Below are 21,352 nucleotides of genomic sequence, written 5' to 3'. Positions count from 1 at the left end.
GTCTCCCACTCCTATGCATACCAAAAGTGAAACGATGATAATCGGCTCACCAGGAAAAAGTTTATTAAAATAATCAGAAAAGCCGCGCTGTTTAATAAGGCCAGTGACTTTCCAAACATTTCTTTCCGCACTTTCAAATATAAAAACGTGCTGTAGATGGTTAATAATACGAGGGATGTGATGATCTTTAAGTCAAACCAGCTGACATCGGGAAGCTTAATAAACTTCCAGGTCAAGCCGAGAATTAAGCTTAACAGCAGCATTGGCACCCCAATTGCATTTAAAATATATGACAGTTTTTCAAGCTTCTGCAAGTCACCAAGCCGCCACAGGCGCTGGTTCCACTTCTTCATCTTTAAGAGACGGTGCTGCAGCAAGTACAGTGCTGAAAAGATAAATGATAGAGAAAACGCACCGTAAGATACAATCGCCATTGTGATATGTATAAGCAAAAGCTCTGAAACTAGCTTTTCTGCCATCGCCTGCGACTCAATCTGCACAGGGGCAAATGTGTGAATAACCATGATGACAAAGCCGATCACATTGGTGAAGAACACAGTGAAATCCATGCGCAGCAAGCGATTGATGACAAGCGAGAGGGTGATCAATACCCATGCATAAAAATAAAGCCCCTCAAAAATTGTGAGGACTGGAAACCTGCCTGTTCGCATCATGTATAGAAACAAAAAAATTGTTTGAAGAACCCAAACAATTGATAAAATCCAGAAGGCGATTTTATTCGCCTTCCGGTTTTGGTTTAAAAAATCAATAAAGTAAAATAAAATGCTGATCGCATAAATAATGACCATTAATTCATGAAGCCTTGTCATGCCTTGTTCAAACATCGTGTAACCTCACTTACGCTTGGAATACAGGCTGGGTTTGAATCCGCTCACCGAACTGTTCAGCAGTTCTTGTTTGCTTCTGTTCATTCACTTCATCTTCAATATTAAAAATCTGCATAAACAAGTCTAGTTTTTCAGCGGAATGCTTCTCTGATGCCAATTCCTTCGCTTGTAAAATAGGGTCTTTCAGCATTTGGTTAATGATGCTCTTCGTGTGCTTATTTAACACTTTTCGCTCACGATCTGATAAATTCGGCATTTTGCGTTCGATGCTTTCCATCGTTTCCGCTTGGATTGCCAGCGCTTTTTGGCGAAGGGCAGAAATAACCGGCACCACACCGAGCATATTCAGCCAGTCATTGAAAGCAACAATTTCGCCTTCAATCATCAATTCAATCTTCTCGGCTGCCTTTTGACGTTCAGCCATATTCGCTTGGACAATGCCTTCTAAGTCATCAATATCATATAAAAAGACGCTTTCTAATTCAGAAATGGCTGGATCAAGGTCACGCGGCACGGCAATATCGACCATAAATAATGGTTTGCCCTTACGCATTTTCGTCACAGCTGCCATTCTTTCTTTTGTAATGACATACTCTTCAGAACCTGTAGAACTGATTAAAATATCCGCTTCTGCTAATGCGCATTGCAGTTCTTGCAGTGTTTTCGCATTTCCGTCAAAACGTTCAGCAAGCGCTGCCGCTTTTTCAAATGTCCGGTTAATGACTGTCACTTTCGTGGCACCGCTGCCATGAAGGTTCTGAATCGCTAACTCGCCCATTTTCCCAGCGCCAAGCACTAACACGTGTTTTCCGTTTAAATTGCCGAACACTTTCTTCGCAAGCTCAACTGCCGCATAGCTGACCGATACGGCATTCGCTCCGATATCCGTTTCTGCATGTCCTCTTTTCGCCAATGTAATTGCTTGTTTAAATAAATGGTTAAATACCGTTCCCGTTGTCTGCATCTCTTGTCCGCGAAGGAAACTAGAACGAATTTGTCCAAGAATTTGCGTTTCTCCAAGCACCATTGAGTTCAAGCCGCAAGCCACTCTAAATAAATGTTCCACCGCTGCTTCTTTTTCATAGATAAATAAAAACGGCGTGAATTCTTCCTTATCAATATTGAACCATTTCGAAAGAAAATCTTTAATATAATAACGCCCGGTATGGAGCTGGTCGACGACCGCATAAATCTCCGTACGGTTGCATGTGGACACAATCACATTTTCTAGCATGCTCTTTTGACTTTGAAGTTCTGACATCGCTCTTTCTAAGTCAGATTCTTTAAAAGATAAACGTTCTCTTATCTCCACCGGGGCCGTTTTGTAGTTTAAACCCACCACGATCATATGCACTTTAAAATGACACCCCCGTAAAAATTATATTAGACCCATTATAACATGTTTTAAAAAATTCCTTATTTATAAATTGTGAACATATGCTAACATTAGATAGAAGATTAACACTAGTATGTCCAGCTTTTTCAATGAAAAGCAGAAATCGGTATGAAACTTTAAAAAGAACCGCTCGATTAACTTTCCTTGCTTTTTATTCAAGATTTTTATTATATTTGTCCCACTAGATAGCGTAACAAAACTGTCGTCAAGATTCAAGATTGTTATTCAGAAAGCGGGGAAATGTTACATGAAGCAGCAGCGTATTTTTCCAGGAGTGATTTTAATTGGATTCGGCTTGTATTTTTTCATGCAGCAAGCAAAGATCCTTTGGGTACAGCCTTTCTTAAGCTGGCCGACCTTATTGATCGTGATTGGAATGGCCTTTTTAGCTGAAGCCTATAGCGGAAAGGATGTCAGCGGAATTCTTCCAGGCGTGATTCTCGCCGGATTTGGCATTCATTTCCACGTTGTCAATCACTTTGGTTTTTGGTCTAATGATACCGGGGTCTTGATCTTAATTATTTCTTTAGGCTTTTTGATGCAGTACCAAAAGACGAGATCAGGTCTGTTTCAAGGATTGCTTTTTCTCATTCTCGCCGTGATCACGCTGTTTTATGATACGGTCATCCAATGGCTGGGCCTTCTTGAAAACCAAGCCTTTTCCATTTGGCAATTCTGGCCGGTTGTGTTAATTGTCATCGGCGGCTACTTATTATTTATAAAAAAGAAATAGCTTTATAAACTAAGAATATACACAGCTGAGTGTGGTGGAACATTATGCTTAATAAACTATATCGTAAAACAAGATACTTTCTTCTGAAGCTGTTCAGAATTCGCGATAGCGCCCACAGCATAGCTCTCGGCTTCGCGCTTGGGGCTTCTGTTAACTTTGTCCCTTCGTTCGGCATAGGTCTTGCCGCTTCAGTCGTACTTGCGAAAATCGCTCGAGGAAATGCTGTTGCCGGATTTATCGGCGGCGCTTCATTCATGATGACGTTTCCTTTCTTGTTCTATCTTAATATGCGAACCGGAGAATTTATTTTTCCGCAAGATATCGGTGAAGCTATAGAACACCATATTGACCGCAATATAGAAATGGGGTTAACTCTCGGCAAAACCTTTTTTACAGGCATGCTATTAAATATGCTTATTTTCATTACAACAATTTACTTCATTATTTATTTCATATCGACTCGGTACCGAAAAAGGATTTTGAGGTTTTTATACCTCAAATGGGTAAAGCGCAAACACGCATAAAAAAACGCATGGACTTGTAAGCCGTCCATGCGTTTTTTTGCGCTATTATTTTTCTCGCATTTTCTTTTGTATGATTCCCCATGTTTCATCTTTCCCTTGCCCTGTCTCGGAAGAAAAGATGACCATTTCATCGGATGGAACAAAGTTTAAATCCTGTTTAATCACTTTCAGATGCTTTTGCCATTTACCCTTCGGAATCTTGTCCGCTTTCGTCGCGATCACAACAGCCGGTATGTCGTAATGCTTTAAGAAGTCATACATCATGACATCGTCTTTAGATGGTGGATGTCTTAAATCCACAATCATCACACAGGCCTTCAATTGCTCTCTAGACGTCAAATACGTTTCAATCATCTTGCCCCATGCTTCTCGTTCGCTCTTAGATACTTTAGCGAACCCATACCCAGGAACGTCAACAAAATAGAGGGCTTCTTCAATCTTGTAGAAGTTCAATGTTTGGGTCTTACCTGGTTTCGAAGAGATGCGGGCCATGCTTTTTCGATTAATCATCTTATTAATAAAAGATGATTTCCCTACATTTGAACGGCCAGCTAGAGCGAATTCAGGCAAAAAGCCTTCTGGATATTGCTCTGGTCTAACGGCACTGTTCACTAATTCAACTTGGTTAACTTTCACTGATTTCACCTGCCAATGCTATTTCAAGTACTTCATCCATCGTTGTGGCAAGGACAAAGGCCAAACTGTTTCTTACACTTTCGGGAATATCATCAATATCTTTTTCATTATCTGCTGGAAGGATAATCGTTTTTAATCCTGCCCGGTGAGCGCCAAGTGATTTCTCTTTCACTCCGCCGATTGGAAGCACACGTCCGCGAAGGGTAATCTCCCCTGTCATGCCGACTTCTCGTTTGATCGGGCGGCCAGTTAAAGCAGAGACAAGTGCTGTCGCCATCGTGATGCCCGCAGATGGACCATCTTTCGGCACAGCTCCCTCTGGCACATGAATATGGATATCATATTTTTCATGGAAGTCATTTTCAATCTTAAGTTCTGCCGCTTTTGAACGGACGTAGCTGAAAGCTGCCTGCGCAGATTCTTTCATTACGTCCCCAAGCTTTCCGGTTAAAATAAGCTTGCCCTTACCCGGTGACAGAGAGACTTCAATCTGAAGCGTATCTCCACCCACTGCTGTGTAGGCTAACCCATTTGCTACACCGATTTGATCCACTGTTTCTGCTTGTCCATAGCGGAATTTCTTCTTGCCTAAGAAGTCTTCCAGGTTTTTGCTTGAAATGATCACACGCTTCTTTTCATTAGAGACAATGAGTTTAGCTGTCTTTCGGCATATAGCTGCCAGCTGGCGCTCTAAGCTTCGGACTCCTGCTTCACGCGTATAGTAACGAACAATATCCTGAATCGCTTCATCTTTCAGCTGCATCTGGCTTTTAGATAATCCATGCTCCTTGATCTGTTTCGTCAGCAAATGATCTTTGGCGATATGGATTTTCTCAAGCTCTGTATAACCGGCGATCGTAATGATCTCCATTCGGTCACGCAGCGGTCCCGGAATCGTCGCCAAGTCATTGGCTGTTGCAATAAACATGACTTTCGATAAGTCATAAGGTTCTTCAATATAATGATCGCTGAAATTATGGTTTTGCTCAGGGTCCAACACTTCTAGCATTGCAGAAGACGGATCTCCTCTGAAATCATTAGACATTTTGTCTATTTCATCAAGAAGAAAGACCGGGTTCACCGTTTCAGCCTTTTTCATCCCTTGAATAATCCGGCCCGGCATCGCGCCGACATAGGTACGGCGGTGTCCGCGTATTTCTGATTCATCACGCACGCCTCCAAGTGAAATTCGGACGAAGTTGCGGTTCATGGATTCGGCAATGGAACGAGCCAGACTCGTTTTACCGACGCCGGGAGGTCCTGCCAGACACAAAATAGGCCCTTTTAGTGATTGAGTCAGCTGCTGAACTGCTAAATATTCAAGCACCCGCTCCTTCACCTTTTCAAGCCCGTAATGATCTCGATTCAACACTTTCTCAGCTTTGGTGACATTTAAATCATCTTTCGTCGATTTCGTCCAAGGAATAGTAATGAGCCATTCTAGGTAGTTGCGGATGACCGCACTTTCTGCCGCGCTCGATGGAATTTTTTCATAGCGGCTGACTTCCTTCAGGGCTGTTTTTTCCACGTGCTCCGGCATGCCGGCTTCACCGATGCGGGTGATCAATTCTTCTACCTCACCTGTTTTTCCTTCCTTGTCGCCAAGCTCCTGCTGGATAGCCTTCATTTGCTCACGCAGGAAATATTCTTTCTGCGTGCGTTCCATGGATGTTTTTACACGCTGGCCAATTTTCTTCTCCAAGTTCAGAACTTGCTTCTCATTATTTAACACTTTGATAATTCGGTTTAACCGTTCTTTAATATCAAAGGTTTCTAATATTTCCTGCTTCTCTTTCAGCTTGATTGGCAAGTGAGAAGCGATAATATCAGCGAGCCTTCCTGGTTCTTCAATATCAGCCACGGTCGAATACGTTTCTGCCGAGACCTTTTTAGAGAGCTTGATATACTGCTCAAAATATTGAAGCAGCGTCCGCATAAGCGCTTCTTTTTCTGCATCTTTATCCGAAGAATCCGGATGCGTAGTAACAGTAGCTAAAAAATAGTCATCTTTATCTTCAAACTGTTCAATCGTCGCACGCTCAAGTCCTTCAACCAAGACCCTGATTGTGCCATTTGGCAGCTTAAGCATTTGTTTAACTTTTGTTAGTGTGCCTGTTTGAAATAGATCTTCCTCGTATGGTTCGTCAACATTTGTATCTTTTTGAGTGGATAAAAAGATTAAATGATTGTCCATCATCGCTTGCTCGAGCGCTTGAATGGAACGATCGCGGCCAACGTCAAGATGCAATACCATCGTTGGGTACACTAATAAGCCTCTTAACGGCAGGAGGGGGATCGTGTAATTAGATTGACTGCTCATTAACATAACCTCCATCTACTAAAACCTCAGACGTTTGAAACGCCTGTTATCTCTCAATTTCGAAACATAAGGATGCATTGTACAATTCTATCTTATTTAGTCAAGAGTGTCTATTATTGTGTGAATAGTCACGTCCTCTATTTTAATCTTCCTCAAAAACACCTAAAACAAACTAACAATCCCGCTCACATGATGTGAAACGGGACATTTCTTCATATTGATTTTTTAATATGATCAGCAAACAATTCAGGGCTTGACCAATCTTTCTTTTTTTCAAACAAATGATTAAAGGCTTCATGCAGATGAGAAATCGGAACTATTTCAATATCCTTCACCTTTTTCAGAAGCATTTGGTCATTCTCTTTTGGTATCAGCACTTTTTTCGCACCAGCCTGCTTCGCTGCCAGCACCTTCTGCAAGACGCCGCCTACCGGTTTAATGCTGCCTTTCAAGCTAATCTCTCCCGTCATGGCGACCGTGTGATCCACAGGGTGCTTGTAAATAGCCGAATAGATTCCCGCTGCCATCGCAGCACCAGCCGACGGCCCATCTACAGGCACACCGCCCGGAAAATTGATAAAGATATCAAACTGTTCTACTGGCACACCTAACGAACGAAGCACAGTCACTGCATTTTCTGCAGAGCCTTTCGCCATGCTTTTGCGTCTAATCGATTTAGATGCCTGGTTAAATGTTTCATCTTCCACGATCCCCGTCACTTCCACTTTCCCTTTTCCTAATGAGGAGATGACAGTCACCTCGATTTCAAGCAATGTTCCGCTGTTCGGTCCAGTGACGGCCAGGCCATTAATCATCCCAATTGCAGGAAGATCCGAAATTGATTTCGTCCACTTCGGAGTCAGCTGGCTTGAATGAATCACCCATTCCACATCTTCGTCCGTGATGTCTGTTCTTCCTTCAATCACCGCAAGACCAGAGGCTGTCTGCACTAAATTAACCGCTTCCCGGCCATTTCGGGTATAAGTCGCAAGCAGGTTCAACCCTTTCTCACTAATCGTCATTTGAGCTTTTTCTGCAGCCGTTTGGCCGATTTCGATTAGATCACTCTCATCTAATTCTTTGAAGAATACTTCCTGGCAGCGTGAGCGAATAGCCGCAGGGATTTCTTCCGGTCTTCTTGTCGTCGCCCCGATCAGCCGAAAATCAGCAGGCATGCCATTTTGGAAAATATCATGAATATGCTTAGGAATCGTTTCATTTTCTTCACTATAATAAATACTTTCTAGCCATACTTTCCTGTCCTCGAGCACTTTTAACAGCTTATTCATTTGAATATGGTGCAGCTCGCCAATTTCATCTAAAAATAAGATGCCTCCATGCGCGTTGCTTACAGCCCCTTTTTTCGGCTGCGGAATTCCTGCTTGGCCTAGCGCACCCGCACCCTGATAGATGGGGTCGTGTACCGAACCAATTAACGGATCAGCAATGCCCCGCTCATCAAACCGGGCAGTGGTCGCATCTAATTCGATAAATTCAGAGCTGTCAGTAAAAGGAGAATGCTTATTTTTCTTTGCTTCTTCTAACACAAGCCTGGCTGCGGCCGTTTTCCCTACACCTGGAGGTCCATACACGATCACATGCTGAGGATGCGGTCCGCAAAGGGCAGCCTTCAGTGCTTTAATCCCTTCTTCTTGGCCGACTACTTCTTTAAAAGAAGTGGGTCTTATTTTTTCAGAAAGCGGCTGGGTTAATGAGATGGCTCTCATCTTCCTCATCGCTTCCATTTCTTTTTTAGATTCACGGTCAATGGTGATTTTTTGTGAGTGCTGCTTTTTCAATAGCGTGAAAAAGTAAAAGCTGATAATAACCCCAAACACTAGCTGTCCGACAATCGCAACTGCAGTCCAGTTCATTTTGCATCCTCCCATACCGGCAATGTTTTATTTTATTGCCAGTATCGCCGAGATTCGAAGGACGTAATCAAAAAAGTTATAATTCCAATAAAAAAGCAGAACAACGCTGACTGCTCGCTGTTCTGCTCTTATCAAACATCTATACATTAGGCAGATGTTTTTGTATCTTTATCCATTTCGATGACTTCACCGTTTTCATCTAACAGCTGAGGCACCGCATTGTCTAACACCGTTTCCTTCGTTAAGACACATGTTTTAATATCCTCACGAGATGGAAGGTCGAACATCACATCAAGCATGATCGTCTCAATGATTGAGCGAAGTCCGCGCGCGCCTGTTTTACGTTCAATCGCCAATTTAGCGATTTCTTGCAGCGCTTCTTCATCGAATTTCAATTCAACATCGTCGAGTTCAAGCATTTTTTGATATTGTTTCACTAACGCATTTTTCGGCTTAGTTAAAATCTCAATCAATGCTTCCTCGTCTAATTGTTCAAGGCTCGCAATAACCGGAAGACGGCCAATGAATTCAGGGATTAATCCGAATTTCAGCAAATCTTCAGGAACAAGCTTAGATAATAGGGATTTATCCGCTACATCCTCTTGTTTCGTATCAGAACCGAATCCGATCACTTTTTGGCCTAAACGGCGCTTAATAATTTGTTCAACCCCATCAAATGCACCACCGCAAATAAACAGGACATTCGTCGTGTCAATTTGGATGAATTCTTGATGAGGGTGCTTGCGTCCGCCTTGTGGTGGAACGCTTGCTACTGTTCCTTCTAAGATCTTTAACAGAGCCTGCTGCACGCCTTCTCCTGATACGTCACGCGTAATAGACGGGTTTTCGGATTTACGGGCCACTTTATCGATTTCATCGATATAGATGATGCCTTTCTCCGCTTTTTCCACGTCATAATCTGCTGCTTGAATCAGTTTAAGAAGAATGTTTTCAACATCTTCCCCTACATATCCGGCTTCAGTTAAAGACGTCGCATCCGCGATCGCAAATGGAACATTTAGAATGCGCGCTAAAGTTTGCGCAAGCAATGTTTTCCCGCTCCCTGTAGGACCAATTAGACAAATATTACTCTTCGCAAGTTCTACGTCGTCTACCTTGCTATTGGAATTAATCCGCTTATAATGGTTGTACACCGCAACGGCCAGCGATTTCTTCGCTTGGTCTTGTCCAATGACATACTCATTTAAAATTTCGCGAATTTCCATCGGCTTTGGAACGTCTTTAAATTCTACTTCTTCTTCCGTGCCCAGCTCTTCTTCCACTATTTCTGTGCAGAGTTCAATACACTCATCACATATATATACGCCAGGACCCGCCACAAGCTTTCGGACTTGATCCTGTGTTTTTCCACAGAAAGAACACTTCAATTGCCCTTTTTCATCGTTAAACTTGAACAATGTCTGTCACCCCTTATCCTATATTTCTTCCTAATTACAAGCAAACCTCTATGAAGACCGCAGTATTCTTATCTTTCCCCTAATTGAGTTATGTACTGCATTGTATCACATTACATCTCATACAAAAAATATAATGCATTTGTATATAGTAAGATGCTTCCTGTTCAACTATGACCAAAATTCTAAAGTTTCATTCTCTATGTATGCAAGCCTTAGGTGTAGAAAACAAGGCACGAGAGATTCGCACCTTGTTTTCACTGTCCTATATTTTATTATGCACTAGTTTTGCTGTTTTCTACAAGGAATTCGACTGCTTTACGGATTTTTAAATCTCCTTGGATGCCGTCAAGATTTCCTAGAGCTTTTTTGATGTCATCAGCTGACAGGTTGAATTGCTCAGCCATTTTATTTACTTCGTTCTCAACGTCTTCTTCTGTCGCTTCTAATCCTTCAGCAGCTGCAATTGCTTCTAAAGTTAAGCTTGTGCGTACGCGAGTTTCAGCATTTTCTTTCATTTGTCCGCGAAGGTCTGCTTCACTTTGACCTGAGAATTGGTAGTAAAGGTCAAGGTTCATGCCTTGCATTGAAAGGTTTTGCGTGAATTCTTGAAGCATGCGGTCGATTTCGCTCTCAACCATTACCTCAGGAATTTCAACTTCAGCATTAGCTGCCGCTTTTTCAACTAGCGTGTCACGAAGTGTTTGATCTGCTTCGTTTTTCTTTTGGTCTTCTAAACGCTTTTGGATCGCCGCTTTTAACTCATCAAGAGTTTCAGCTTGCTCATCTGTTTCTTTCGCGAAATCGTCGTTAAGTTCAGGAAGCTCCTGCGCTTTGATTTCGTGAATTTTTACTTTGAATACTGCAGGCTGTCCAGCTAATTCTTCTGCATGGTATTCTTCAGGGAATGTTACTTCAACATCTTTCTCTTCGCCAGCTGCCATTCCGATTAACTGCTCTTCAAAACCAGGAATGAATGAACCAGAACCGATCACTAGAGAGTAGTTTTCAGCTTGTCCGCCTTCAAATGCTTCGCCGTTTACGAAACCTTCGAAATCAAGAACAACTGTATCGTCTTCTTCCACTTTGCCGTCTTCTTTAACAACAAGCTCAGCGTGGCGTTTTTGAAGTGAAGTTAACTCTTCTTGAACGTCTTCTTCCGTTACTTCTGTGCTTAATTTTTCAACTTCAAGGTTTTTGTATTCGCCAAGTTTAACTTCTGGCTTAACAGTTACCGTTGCTTTGAAAATTAATTCTTTGCCTTTTTCCATTTGCTCTACGTCAATTTCAGGACGATCCACAGGGTCAATTCCTGCTTCTTCTACTGCTTTTCCGTAAGCTTCAGGAAGAATCACATCAAGTGCATCTTGATAAAGCGCTTCTACACCAAAACGTTTTTCGAACAATGCGCGAGGCATTTTTCCTTTACGGAAGCCTGGTACATTAATCGTTTTTACTACTTTTTTAAACGCAGTATCTAACCCGCGGTTAACTGTTTCAGCATCTACTTCTACTGTAAGAACCCCTTGGTTCCCTTCTTGTTTTTCCCATTTTGCAGACATAAAGTTCCCTCCAAAAATCTATAAATTGATAATATCGAACAATAATAGTATGTTCTCTCGCCCTATGTATTTTACTTCTACACAAAAACGACACATTACGACCTTTACATTATAACATATGATCTTTCTCTTTCAACTAAAAAGGCTAGAGAATAGGTGAAGAAATTTCATCCAGCTCCTTTATGAAAGCCAAACTTCTCGTCATTTCAGAGTCTAAACCATCTTCAGAAAGCACCTCTGCCTCTTGATAATAGTGACGGATCAGATGCAGCGAAGCTTCCGCCCATATGTCAGCCTCGATTTCCACCGGTTCAAAAGGATACAGCAAAAAGAAATGGCGTTTAACAATTTCTTTCGCCTGTTCGAACAGGATCGGGTCCTTGTGGGAGAGATTTTCTTCAAGAACATTCAGCACTTTATTGAAATAACTCATCTCAAACACATCTACTAGAGCAGATGGAATGACCTGTTTATGATAATAAAACTTTTTTATCTCTACCGGTTCATTTACCCCATGCTCTTTTAGCACATTCAGCACGAGCGTTTGTAAAAAAGGGTGGGTGTGCGGGCTTCCCAGCATCTCTATTAATTCCGCTTTATAAGGCTGAATATTCGCATGGACCAATTCAATAATCCGCAGCGTCTTTTCCTGCAAATTTTCCTCGCCCATAAACAAAGGTTTCACATTGTGCTGTGCAGGTTCCTTCATTTTCGCACTAAGCTTTAACAGTTGTTCAAAATGCTCTCTTTTGCTCTCTGGCAGCTGCTTCTCTTCCAAAAGTGCTGTGATGGTGGCATGTACTTCTTCAAATTGCTTTTTTTGAATAAGAATCAATAAATACACATCAAGGACGTCTTCGTAGTCCCCGATCCCTTCACGAAGCATCTCTTGGCACAGGTCTAGACCTTTTTCGTACTGTTCACTTTCATATAAGGCTAAGATCAAGGCCATCTTCACTTCATCTTCGTCCTCTAGCGGGTAATTCAAAGCATCAGAAAGGTGAAGAGCGGCATCAGTAAATCGTTTGTCTTCAAGCGCTTCTTTCCCTTTTTCTATTAACACATTGGCCGCACCCGGAAACATAAAAACATTTCCTTTTTTAACCCATTTTTTCTTTTTCATGAATGATCATCACCCGGTCATTTATTAAGTATGACAATGTTCACCTTACACATATATTTCGTTATTATCTGAAGTGTAGCACGCTCTTATGAAAAATCAAAGCAGCAGGGAAACAACACAGAAAAAAACCTTCTAGACAGCAGCCTAAAAGGTTAATTGATTATGTAATGGCGTCCCAGGAGAGATTCGAACTCCCGACCGACGGCTTAGAAGGCCGTTGCTCTATCCAGCTGAGCTACTGGGACATATGTATAAAAATTATTTCGTTTCATTCGTCCCTCAGGACATTTACTATATTATCAACTTACGAAAAGAATGTCAATACATTCTCAAGAAATTTTTCTCATATAATTTCTGCTCTTTTATTTTCTTATCCATGTTTAAGGAAAAGAGCGGGAAATCCGCTCTTTCTTTAGTTAGCAAATGTTTGCTGCAGGTCTGTTAGTTCCCTATGTTTATGATCAAAAAAACGAATGATGGTTTCACGGCGATTTCTTTCGACCATCGCATAGGTTTTTTCACTTCGGCCGCGCGGCAGCGTAATGCTGCCAGGGTTTAGAAAAATGGTTTGGCCGATCTTTTCTGCACCTATAAGATGGGAGTGCCCGAAAAACGCCAAGTCTGCCTGATGCTCTTCTGCTTTATACTGCAAGTTCATTAACGACATTTTGACGTTGTACCGGTGGCCATGCGTCATAAAAATACGCACGCCTTCAATTTCTTCCGTCAGGTCATTGGGATAGCTTTGTTCCGTGTCACAATTTCCCCTCACGACAATCCAGCCATCCATTTCCGGGTCATCAGCCAAAAGCTCAGAATCCCCGCAATGAAACATCGCATCGACTTTATTTTCGTAACGGCCCTTTAATTCTGTCAGTATCTCTCCCCAGCCATGGCTGTCGCTCACGACTAATACCTTCATGCAAGTTCACCGCCTAATGTATCAGATAGCTTTCCTTTAAGTGCTTGAATGGCTTGTCCACGGTGACTGATACGATGTTTTTCTTCAGGTGACAACTCGGCCATTGTACGACCGAGGGATGGAACAAAAAATATCGGATCATAACCGAAACCGTTCTTTCCTTGCTGACTCGTTGAAATTTGCCCCTCGCACGTTCCTGAAACAGTTAGCACTGGTTCATTAGGTACTGCCAGCGCCAGTGCACAATAAAAACGCGCGGCACGCTTTTCCGCAGGCACTTCAATCAGCTCAGCCAGCACTTTTTCGATGTTCGCCTGGTCATCCTTCGCTTCCCCGGCATACCGGGCGGAATAAACACCTGGACGGCCATTAAGGGCATCAATGACTAATCCTGAATCATCCGCGATCGCCAACCGACCTGTAGCAGCAGAAACTGCCTCTGCTTTAAGAATCGCATTTTCCTCAAATGTCTGTCCAGTCTCTTCAATATCAGGAAAATCCGGATAATCCAGCAGCGTTTTCACCTCATAGCCATACGCTGAAAACATCTCTTTAAATTCTTTCGCTTTTCCTGGATTTTTCGTCGCAATAATAACTTCTTTCATAAGGCATTGCCCCTTTATTCGTTACTTGCCGATTTTTTCAGAAATGTCGCCGAGTGCAGCTGCTTGAGCTTGGAACAATTCTTTTAGACCTGTTTGCGCAGCTCCCAGCAAGCTTTGGAGATCATTCATCGAGAAAGTGGCTTCTTCCCCTGTTCCTTGAAGCTCCACAAATTCACCCGCACCTGTCATCACGACATTCATATCGACTTCTGCCTGACTGTCTTCAATATAATTTAAGTCTAACACGACACCCTGTTCTTTGACGATTCCAACGCTTGTCGCAGCTAAGTAATCAGTCACCGGAAATACTTTTAGTTCTTTTTGCTGCACGAGCTTATCAAGAGCCATCGTCATCGCAACGAATGCACCAGTGATAGAAGCTGTGCGCGTTCCTCCATCTGCCTGTATCACGTCACAGTCGATCCAAATAGTTCTCTCTCCAATTGCGTCCAGATTCACTACGGCTCTAAGCGCACGGCCAATTAAACGCTGAATCTCCATCGTACGGCCTGATACTTTGCCTTTAGATGATTCGCGAATATTTCGTGTGCCCGTTGCTCGTGGCAGCATCGAATACTCCGCCGTGATCCAGCCTTTGCCGCTCCCTCTCATAAAAGGCGGCACACGATCTTCAATACTAGCTGTACAAATCACTTTCGTGTCCCCTACTGAGATTAAAACAGATCCCTCAGGATGCACTAAATAATCTGTGTCTATATGTATATTCCTTAATTCCAATACATCTCTTCCATCTGCTCTCATTACATTTCCTCCTAAATTTGAAATTCACACATGAAGAGCACCCCCAGCTATTTGTTCTGGGGATGCTCTATTTAAATGAATGACTATCCCTGCTTTTCTTTGTGACCCTACTGTATAGTATAGCAAAAATCGTTTAGAATCCACCAGTATTGACAAAGTCTGGGCGCGTGACAGAACTGCTTAACGGCTCTCCTTTTTCAGTCACCATTTCAGAGCTTCCGCCTACTTGGATTCCCACACTTTCAATCTCATTTTCTTCCGTTAACGACAGCACCAATGACTTCAGCACATGATCAGACACCATTTTCTTATCAAAGTTTCCTAATACCGCTTCATTAAAATTCAATACGACACGTCCATCTTTCATGACTGGTCTTTCAAGCAATTCAACCTCAGGCAAGAATTCAGTCACTAGCTTTGAATTGGCTCCCGGACCTTTCGCCAATTCTTTTACTGCGGCAGAAATGTTATCCTTCTCTTGATTGGAGATCCGTTTCGTCACCGGTACATAGTAAGAATTGTCGCCGTCCTGAGCCAGATAATAGACGGTAAGCGGTCTTGTATTGGCCAAATCAACGACCGGTGATGGGTCAAAATTGATGCCATCTTTTCTGCTGAGACCTTGCGGATTCAGAGCCATTCCATTGACTGGCATTTCATTAAGAGCATGTCCATTTATTCTCATTTTAATTCGGTCAACCGAGTCAAATTGAGTTAATGTCCATGCAACCGATTGAACAATTCTTGCTTCATCTTCTTTTTGATACTCTTTAAATTCCGGAGAAAAATCCACAGTGGCCGTCCCATCTTTAATGTCCACACTTTTCACTTGTGTACCTGCCGGCAGGACGGCGCGGAACCCATTTGGAAGCATATTCGTCACAGGACCTTCCGCCACAAGATATTCAAGTGCCTGCTTGGCCAAACTTTTCGTATTAGACAGTGGCATTGTCTGCGAAACGACATATCCGTTTTTATCAATTAAATACAATTCCGTCATCACGATATTTTTGTCTGCTTCAGCTTGTCCTTGCTTAGATGCTTCCTCACTTACATTTTTGTCTACATAAGTAACGGATTGAGGAGGATCAATTTTTTCCTTTTGCTCCCCCGGCAACAACCCGCAGCCCGATACATACAACGACGAAACAAGAATGACAGCTGCTGTTTTTTTATTCAGCATGTGGACCCCTCCTAAAAACTCATTTGTATTGTATGTATACGAGCATTTTTGAAAAATAGAACACTGAAAAGCAAAATGGGCTCGCCCAGGAGCGACTGGCAAATAGGCAGACAGCACAAAGGCGCTCTTTGCCTTTTTGATGGCTGATCTTTTGACCCGAGCTCCTAGCCCATTTTGCTAGACAACACAGAAAAGCAAAAGCCGTTCGCTCAGGTGTGAAGGGCAAATAGGCTTTTTCCCTCAAGGCGCTCTTTGCCTTTATATTTAATGCTGAACATCAAACTTTCCCCTTAAAACTAACTAATAATGGTTCGCTTTAGAAGAGATAGGCAATAAAAACCTTCATTTCGCCAAATTCTGTCTAAATTATATCGCGTGCTTAACGCCCATAGGCTATCTATCGGCGGCTTTCCCAATTCTAACGGCGGTTTGCAGCATTCTAACGGCGACTTTCCCAATTCTAACGGCGATTCAGCAAACAGACACCCCTGCTCACTTCACCGGCAACTCCCACCTTTTCACACAAAACAATCCGCCTAGCTCTCTAAGCGGATTGTTTCAGAATGTATATCTTGCTCCTGCAGCCAGTCGGAGGCAATTTGATTAAAAAGCTGACTAGACCCAGTAGTGAAATAGCGGTTTGGCGAGGATTTTTCACCGTTTGAAAGCAATTGATTATAATCTAGGATCGCGCTTACTTCCCGGGCAGTTTCATCCCCTGAACTAATGACTTTCACGCTAGAGCCCATTACATTGGCAATGGTAGATTCTAATAGAGGGTAGTGGGTACATCCAAGGATAAGCGTATCCAGCTTTTCTTTCTTCAATGGAGTTAACGTCTCAGCGACTATTTTCTTCGCCATGGCTCCTTTGTATTCCCCACTTTCAACAAGCGGCACAAATTTAGGACAGGCAAGTGAGGTTACCCTTACTTTAGAATTAATAGAATTCAAGGCATCTTCATAGGCACCGCTTTTCACTGTGCCAATCGTTCCAAGCACGCCCACATTATAATTCTTCGTATGTTTTATCGCTGCTCTCGCTCCCGGATTAATAACACCGATTACTGGTATATTTAATTCCCGGCGGATTTCATCCAGCACGACCGCCGTCGCAGTGTTACAAGCAATGACAAGCATTTTAATCTGTTTACTCAGCAGGAAACGAGTCATTTCCCATGTAAATCTCTTCACTTCTTTGGCCGGCCTCGGTCCATACGGGCAACGGGCAGTGTCTCCTACATAATAAATGGTTTCATTCGGAAGCTGACGCATGATTTCTTTCGCTACCGTCAAGCCGCCCACTCCCGAATCAATTACACCTATTGGTCTGTTCAACAGTCTCCCCTCAATCTTCCTTCATTTCATGATGCATTTTCGCTAAGTTGTCTTTTAAAGATTTCACTTCTTCGGGAGTGAAGTTTTTTAATACTTGCATGACATAAAGCTGCCGTTTATTAATCACTTCATTGATTATCCGTTCTCCTTCTTCAAGCAAATGGATGCGGACAATGCGGCGGTCTTTACTGTCTTTGACCCGCTCGACCAGCTTGCCTTTCTCCATGCGATCAATTAAGTCCGTCGTCGTGCTGCAGGCAAGAAACATCTTTCCCGACAAGTCTCCGATCGTCATATCGCCTTCTTCAAATAACCATTGCAGTGCAATAAACTGCGGCGGCGTGATCGTGTAGTCACTTAAAATCTCACGCCCCTTTTGCTTAATGATTCCATCTATGTACCGCAGATCTTTTTCTATATCAGCAACGATTACTGCACAATCTTCATGCATTTCTTCCATTCCTTTTTTCACTCCAAACTCTTATCCAGCATGGCAATCTATTATACAATTCCACAAAGTTTCCCCTTATTTTCTCTTTTTTTTTACAAAATTGCAAGGAAAGTTCCGTTTCTATCAAACAAGCAGGAAGTATAGCCTGCATGCGAAAAAGACGGCGCCTTGGCACCGTCTTTTGGATTAGAGTTTTAATTCTCCCATACGCAATAATTCTATTACAGCTTGAGAGCGCCCTTTCACTCCCAATTTTTGAATTGAATTGGATATGTGATTTCTTACCGTCTTTTCACTGATATATAAAACATCAGCAATTTCTTTCGTGGTTTTGTCTTGAACAAGCAATTCAAATACTTCTTTTTCTCTTTTTGTTAATAGCGGTTTTCGGACAAAGCGATCCTCCCTCAATTGAATGTACCCCTCCTCGCTTCCGCCAGCTTCTCTACGTTGAAAAATTATATCGGCCGTTACGGTATCATATGTTAGCTTGATACTAATTGACAGTTAGGGACATTCTTAATTTGAATGATTTTAGAAGAATAATTTATTTTTGACGACTATACTTTCCTTGTTCGAGTTTCTTCTTCGACCCCTCGCTTAGCGGAAGTGCTTTTCCTGTAACTTTCGAAATTTGTACAAGTGTGCCGCGGCCTATAAATCCTATCTTCCCATCAGACCTAACCCCTTTATAGTGGATGTCACATGAGGAATTGCCAACTTCATTTGCCTTCACATAAATATGAAGGGTTTCTCCAAAATACACTTGCTCTAAAAAGTCACATTGCAGATCGGCAACCACTGGAATAGACTCGTTCTCGTTTTCTAGCCAACCTTCCATCAAGCCAATATGAGTTAAAAATTCTATTCTTGCTTCCTCAAAATAAATAAATGGCACTGTGTTATTCAAATGTCCGAACATATCTGTTTCTGAAAACCGCACTTTCACAGGGTGATAAAAATGAAATTCTTGATCCCATTCCTCCCAATGATCAATATAAGAAATCTTTTTCAACTATATTCCTCTCCTTCTGCTTCTATTCCTTACGCTCGTTTCGATTTAAAGATTTTAAAAAAGCCCCCAGCTATCATGCTGGAGGCAAGAATTCATTATTAATCTACTTGATGGTCGCTTCCAAAGAAGTTACGGAACGATTGAACGGTTGCATCACGGTTTAACGCAGCAATAGATGTAGTCAATGGAATGCCTTTCGGGCAAGATTGAACACAGTTTTGCGAGTTACCGCAATTAGCAAGACCGCCATCTCCCATGATGGAGTTTAAGCGCTCATCTTTATTCATTGCTCCTGTTGGATGCGCATTGAACAAGCGCACTTGAGAAAGCGGCTGAGGTCCAATGAAATCAGATTTGCTGTTTACATTTGGACAAGCTTCCAAACATACACCGCAAGTCATACATTTAGACAGTTCATATGCCCATTGACGCTTTCTCTCAGGCATACGAGGTCCTGGTCCAAGGTCATACGTACCATCGATTGGGATCCACGCTTTAACCTTTTTCAAGGAATCAAACATACGGCTTCGATCTACTTGAAGGTCACGGACAACCGGGAATGTGCTCATAGGAGCCAGGCGAACCGGCTGCTCTAGCTGATCAATTAACGCTGTACAAGATTGTCTTGGTTTGCCGTTGATAATCATTGAACAAGCGCCGCATACCTCTTCTAGACAGTTCATGTCCCATGCGATTGGCGTTGTTTGCTGCCCTTTCACATTGACAGGATTCCGGCGAATTTCCATAAGAGCTGAAATCACATTCATATTCGGACGGTATGGAACTTCAAACTCTTCTTCATACGGCGCGGAATCTAACGTGTCTTGACGAGTAATGATAAAACGGATGGATTTATTCTCACTCATCATTTCTCCTCCTTCTTCTTAGAGTAGTCACGCTTACGCGGTTTGATTAAAGAAATGTCTACTTCTTCATAATGGAAGGCAGGAGCTTGGTCTTCTCCTTTAAACGTAGCCATTGTTGTTTTCAAGAAATCTTCGTCATTACGATCCGGGAATTCCGGTTTATAGTGAGCTCCGCGGCTTTCGTTACGGTTAAGCGCACCAATTGTAACAACGCGAGAAAGATGCAGCATATGCTTCAGCTGGCGAGTGAAGCTTGCTCCTTGGTTGCTCCACTTAGCTGTATCGTTAATATTGATGTTCTTCCAGCGCTCAAGAAGTTCAACAATTTTATCATCAGTTGCTTTCAGCTTGTCATTATAACGAACAACAGTTACGTTGTCAGTCATCCATTCGCCAAGCTCTTTATGAAGAACATAAGCATTTTCTTTACCGTCTAGTGACATAATATCGTTCCACTTTTGCTCTTCTTGTTTCACAGAGTTATCAAAAACAGAGGAAGAAATGGCGTCAGTTGACTTTTCAAGACCATTGATATATTTCACAGCATTAGGACCCGCTACCATACCGCCAAAAATCGCAGAAAGCAATGAGTTAGCTCCTAAACGGTTCGCTCCATGCTGAGAGTAATCACATTCTCCGGCAGCAAATAATCCAGGGATATTTGTCTGCTGCTCATAATCAACCCATAGTCCGCCCATTGAATAATGCACGGCAGGGAAGATCTTCATTGGTACTTTACGAGGATCGTCACCCATGAATTTCTCATAGATTTCAATGATTCCGCCAAGCTTAATATCCAATTCATGAGGATCTTTATGAGAAAGATCCAAGTACACCATGTTTTCACCGTTGATGCCAAGCTTCTGATTGACACACACGTCAAAGATTTCACGAGTGGCAATATCACGAGGAACAAGGTTACCATAAGCTGGGTACTTTTCTTCCAGGAAGTACCAAGGTTTACCGTCTTTGTACGTCCAAACACGTCCGCCTTCTCCACGAGCTGATTCACTCATTAAGCGCAGTTTATCGTCTCCTGGAATAGCTGTCGGGTGAATCTGAATAAATTCACCATTCGAATAGTGTACACCTTGCTGATAAACGATCGAAGCTGCTGAACCAGTGTTGATGACAGAGTTCGTCGATTTACCGAAAATAATCCCAGGTCCGCCTGTTGCCATGATCACAGCATCAGCAGGGAACGACTGAATTTTCATGTTTGTTAAGTCTTGACCAACGATTCCGCGGCAAACGCCTTCTTCGTCAAGAACGGAACCAAGAAATTCCCAACCTTCGTACTTCGTTACAAGACCCGCTACTTCATAGCGGCGAACTTGCTCGTCCAATGCATATAGCAGCTGCTGGCCAGTTGTCGCGCCAGCAAAAGCTGTACGGTGATGCTGAGTTCCACCAAAGCGGCGGAAATCTAAAAGTCCTTCTGGCGTACGGTTAAACATTACGCCCATACGGTCTAATAAATGGATAATGCCAGGAGCCGCTTCTGTCATCGCTTTAACAGGTGGCTGGTTAGCTAAGAAGTCTCCTCCGTAGATCGTATCATCAAAGTGAACCCAAGGTGAATCTCCTTCACCTTTTGTATTTACGGCGCCATTAATGCCGCCCTGTGCACATACAGAGTGGGAACGTTTAACCGGTACCAATGAAAACAAGTCAACCGGTGTTCCTGATTCTGCTACTTTAATTGTAGCCATAAGTCCAGCTAAACCGCCGCCGACTACAATAATTTTACCTTTACTCATTGAGACTCACTCCCTTTTTT

20 protein-coding genes and 1 tRNA gene are annotated in these 21,352 nt (G+C 42.6%); 2 read left to right on the top strand and 19 right to left on the bottom strand.

The window, feature by feature from the left end; genetic code table 11:
- Positions 1-11: 11 nt before the first annotated feature.
- Together JOC78_RS09135 and hemA are read right to left on the bottom strand one after the other, a co-directional pair.
- A complete protein-coding gene (locus tag JOC78_RS09135) occupies positions 12-845 on the bottom strand; it encodes a cytochrome c biogenesis protein (protein WP_204554407.1) in 834 nt (277 codons plus the stop codon).
- A 13-nt stretch (positions 846-858) separates the two neighbouring features.
- Positions 859-2,202 carry a glutamyl-tRNA reductase gene (hemA, locus tag JOC78_RS09130; protein WP_204554405.1) on the bottom strand — a complete coding sequence of 448 codons (1,344 nt, stop codon included), beginning with the start codon at positions 2,200-2,202 and terminating at the stop codon, positions 859-861.
- Positions 2,203-2,491: 289 nt separating this feature from the next.
- Here hemA and JOC78_RS09125 point away from each other — a divergent pair, with 289 nt between their 5' ends.
- Both JOC78_RS09125 and JOC78_RS09120 read left to right on the top strand, forming a co-directional pair.
- Positions 2,492-2,977, top strand: a complete 486-nt coding sequence (locus tag JOC78_RS09125; protein ID WP_204554403.1) for a LiaI-LiaF-like domain-containing protein — start codon at positions 2,492-2,494, stop codon at positions 2,975-2,977.
- Between the two features lie 44 nt (positions 2,978-3,021).
- On the top strand, positions 3,022-3,501 hold the full coding sequence (locus tag JOC78_RS09120) for a DUF2062 domain-containing protein (protein WP_204554401.1): 480 nt from the start codon (positions 3,022-3,024) through the stop codon (positions 3,499-3,501).
- 45 nt (positions 3,502-3,546) lie between these two features.
- On the opposite strand, the gene yihA is transcribed toward JOC78_RS09120, so the two are convergent.
- The 17 genes from yihA to sdhA form a co-directional block, all read right to left on the bottom strand.
- A complete protein-coding gene (gene yihA, locus JOC78_RS09115) occupies positions 3,547-4,137 on the bottom strand; it encodes a ribosome biogenesis GTP-binding protein YihA/YsxC (protein WP_204554399.1) in 591 nt (196 codons plus the stop codon).
- Positions 4,127-6,457, bottom strand: a complete 2,331-nt coding sequence (gene lon / locus JOC78_RS09110) for an endopeptidase La (protein WP_204554397.1) — start codon at positions 6,455-6,457, stop codon at positions 4,127-4,129. Before lon ends, yihA begins: the two co-directional genes overlap by 11 nt.
- Positions 6,458-6,669: 212 nt before the next feature.
- On the bottom strand, positions 6,670-8,331 hold the full coding sequence (lonB, locus tag JOC78_RS09105; RefSeq protein ID WP_204554395.1) for an ATP-dependent protease LonB: 1,662 nt from the start codon (positions 8,329-8,331) through the stop codon (positions 6,670-6,672).
- Between the two features lie 146 nt (positions 8,332-8,477).
- Complete coding sequence (gene clpX / locus JOC78_RS09100; protein ID WP_204554393.1) at positions 8,478-9,749, bottom strand: ATP-dependent protease ATP-binding subunit ClpX; 1,272 nt, start codon at positions 9,747-9,749, stop codon at positions 8,478-8,480.
- A gap of 272 nt (positions 9,750-10,021) precedes the next feature.
- Entirely contained in the window at positions 10,022-11,308 is a 1,287-nt protein-coding gene (tig, locus tag JOC78_RS09095; RefSeq protein WP_204554391.1) for a trigger factor, read from the bottom strand.
- 145 nt (positions 11,309-11,453) lie between these two features.
- Complete coding sequence (locus JOC78_RS09090; RefSeq protein ID WP_204554389.1) at positions 11,454-12,431, bottom strand: hypothetical protein; 978 nt, start codon at positions 12,429-12,431, stop codon at positions 11,454-11,456.
- 168 nt (positions 12,432-12,599) lie between these two features.
- A tRNA-Arg gene (locus tag JOC78_RS09085) sits at positions 12,600-12,676 on the bottom strand.
- A 167-nt stretch (positions 12,677-12,843) separates the two neighbouring features.
- Positions 12,844-13,353, bottom strand: a complete 510-nt coding sequence (locus JOC78_RS09080) for a metallophosphoesterase (protein WP_204554387.1) — start codon at positions 13,351-13,353, stop codon at positions 12,844-12,846.
- On the bottom strand, positions 13,350-13,958 hold the full coding sequence (locus tag JOC78_RS09075; RefSeq protein ID WP_204554385.1) for an XTP/dITP diphosphatase: 609 nt from the start codon (positions 13,956-13,958) through the stop codon (positions 13,350-13,352). The genes JOC78_RS09080 and JOC78_RS09075 overlap by 4 nt, the downstream gene beginning before the upstream one ends.
- Positions 13,959-13,979: 21 nt before the next feature.
- A complete protein-coding gene (rph, locus tag JOC78_RS09070) occupies positions 13,980-14,720 on the bottom strand; it encodes a ribonuclease PH (RefSeq protein WP_204554383.1) in 741 nt (246 codons plus the stop codon).
- Positions 14,721-14,853: 133 nt separating this feature from the next.
- Complete coding sequence (locus JOC78_RS09065) at positions 14,854-15,903, bottom strand: GerMN domain-containing protein (protein WP_204554381.1); 1,050 nt, start codon at positions 15,901-15,903, stop codon at positions 14,854-14,856.
- Positions 15,904-16,439: 536 nt separating this feature from the next.
- Positions 16,440-17,240: a glutamate racemase gene (gene racE / locus JOC78_RS09060; RefSeq protein WP_204554380.1), complete on the bottom strand. Its 801-nt coding sequence runs from the start codon at positions 17,238-17,240 to the stop codon at positions 16,440-16,442.
- A 10-nt stretch (positions 17,241-17,250) separates the two neighbouring features.
- Positions 17,251-17,700, bottom strand: coding sequence for a MarR family winged helix-turn-helix transcriptional regulator (locus tag JOC78_RS09055; protein ID WP_204554679.1), 450 nt, complete (start codon positions 17,698-17,700; stop codon positions 17,251-17,253).
- 177 nt (positions 17,701-17,877) lie between these two features.
- The gene (locus tag JOC78_RS09050; protein WP_204554377.1) at positions 17,878-18,102 is read right to left on the bottom strand and encodes a helix-turn-helix domain-containing protein; all 225 of its coding nucleotides are present in this window, start codon (positions 18,100-18,102) and stop codon (positions 17,878-17,880) included.
- A 136-nt stretch (positions 18,103-18,238) separates the two neighbouring features.
- On the bottom strand, positions 18,239-18,706 hold the full coding sequence (locus JOC78_RS09045; protein ID WP_204554375.1) for an acyl-CoA thioesterase: 468 nt from the start codon (positions 18,704-18,706) through the stop codon (positions 18,239-18,241).
- A 98-nt stretch (positions 18,707-18,804) separates the two neighbouring features.
- Positions 18,805-19,572, bottom strand: a complete 768-nt coding sequence (gene sdhB, locus JOC78_RS09040) for a succinate dehydrogenase iron-sulfur subunit (protein WP_204554373.1) — start codon at positions 19,570-19,572, stop codon at positions 18,805-18,807.
- Complete coding sequence (sdhA, locus tag JOC78_RS09035) at positions 19,572-21,332, bottom strand: succinate dehydrogenase flavoprotein subunit (RefSeq protein WP_204554371.1); 1,761 nt, start codon at positions 21,330-21,332, stop codon at positions 19,572-19,574. Before sdhA ends, sdhB begins: the two co-directional genes overlap by 1 nt.
- Between the last annotated feature and the right edge of the window lie 20 nt (positions 21,333-21,352).

The sequence above is a fragment of the Bacillus ectoiniformans genome (assembly GCF_016908875.1).
Taxonomy (GTDB): domain Bacteria; phylum Bacillota; class Bacilli; order Bacillales; family Domibacillaceae; genus Bacillus_BX; species Bacillus_BX ectoiniformans.
The sequence above is the reverse complement of the archived record's forward strand: the minus strand, read 5'-3'. Positions and strand labels throughout refer to the sequence as shown.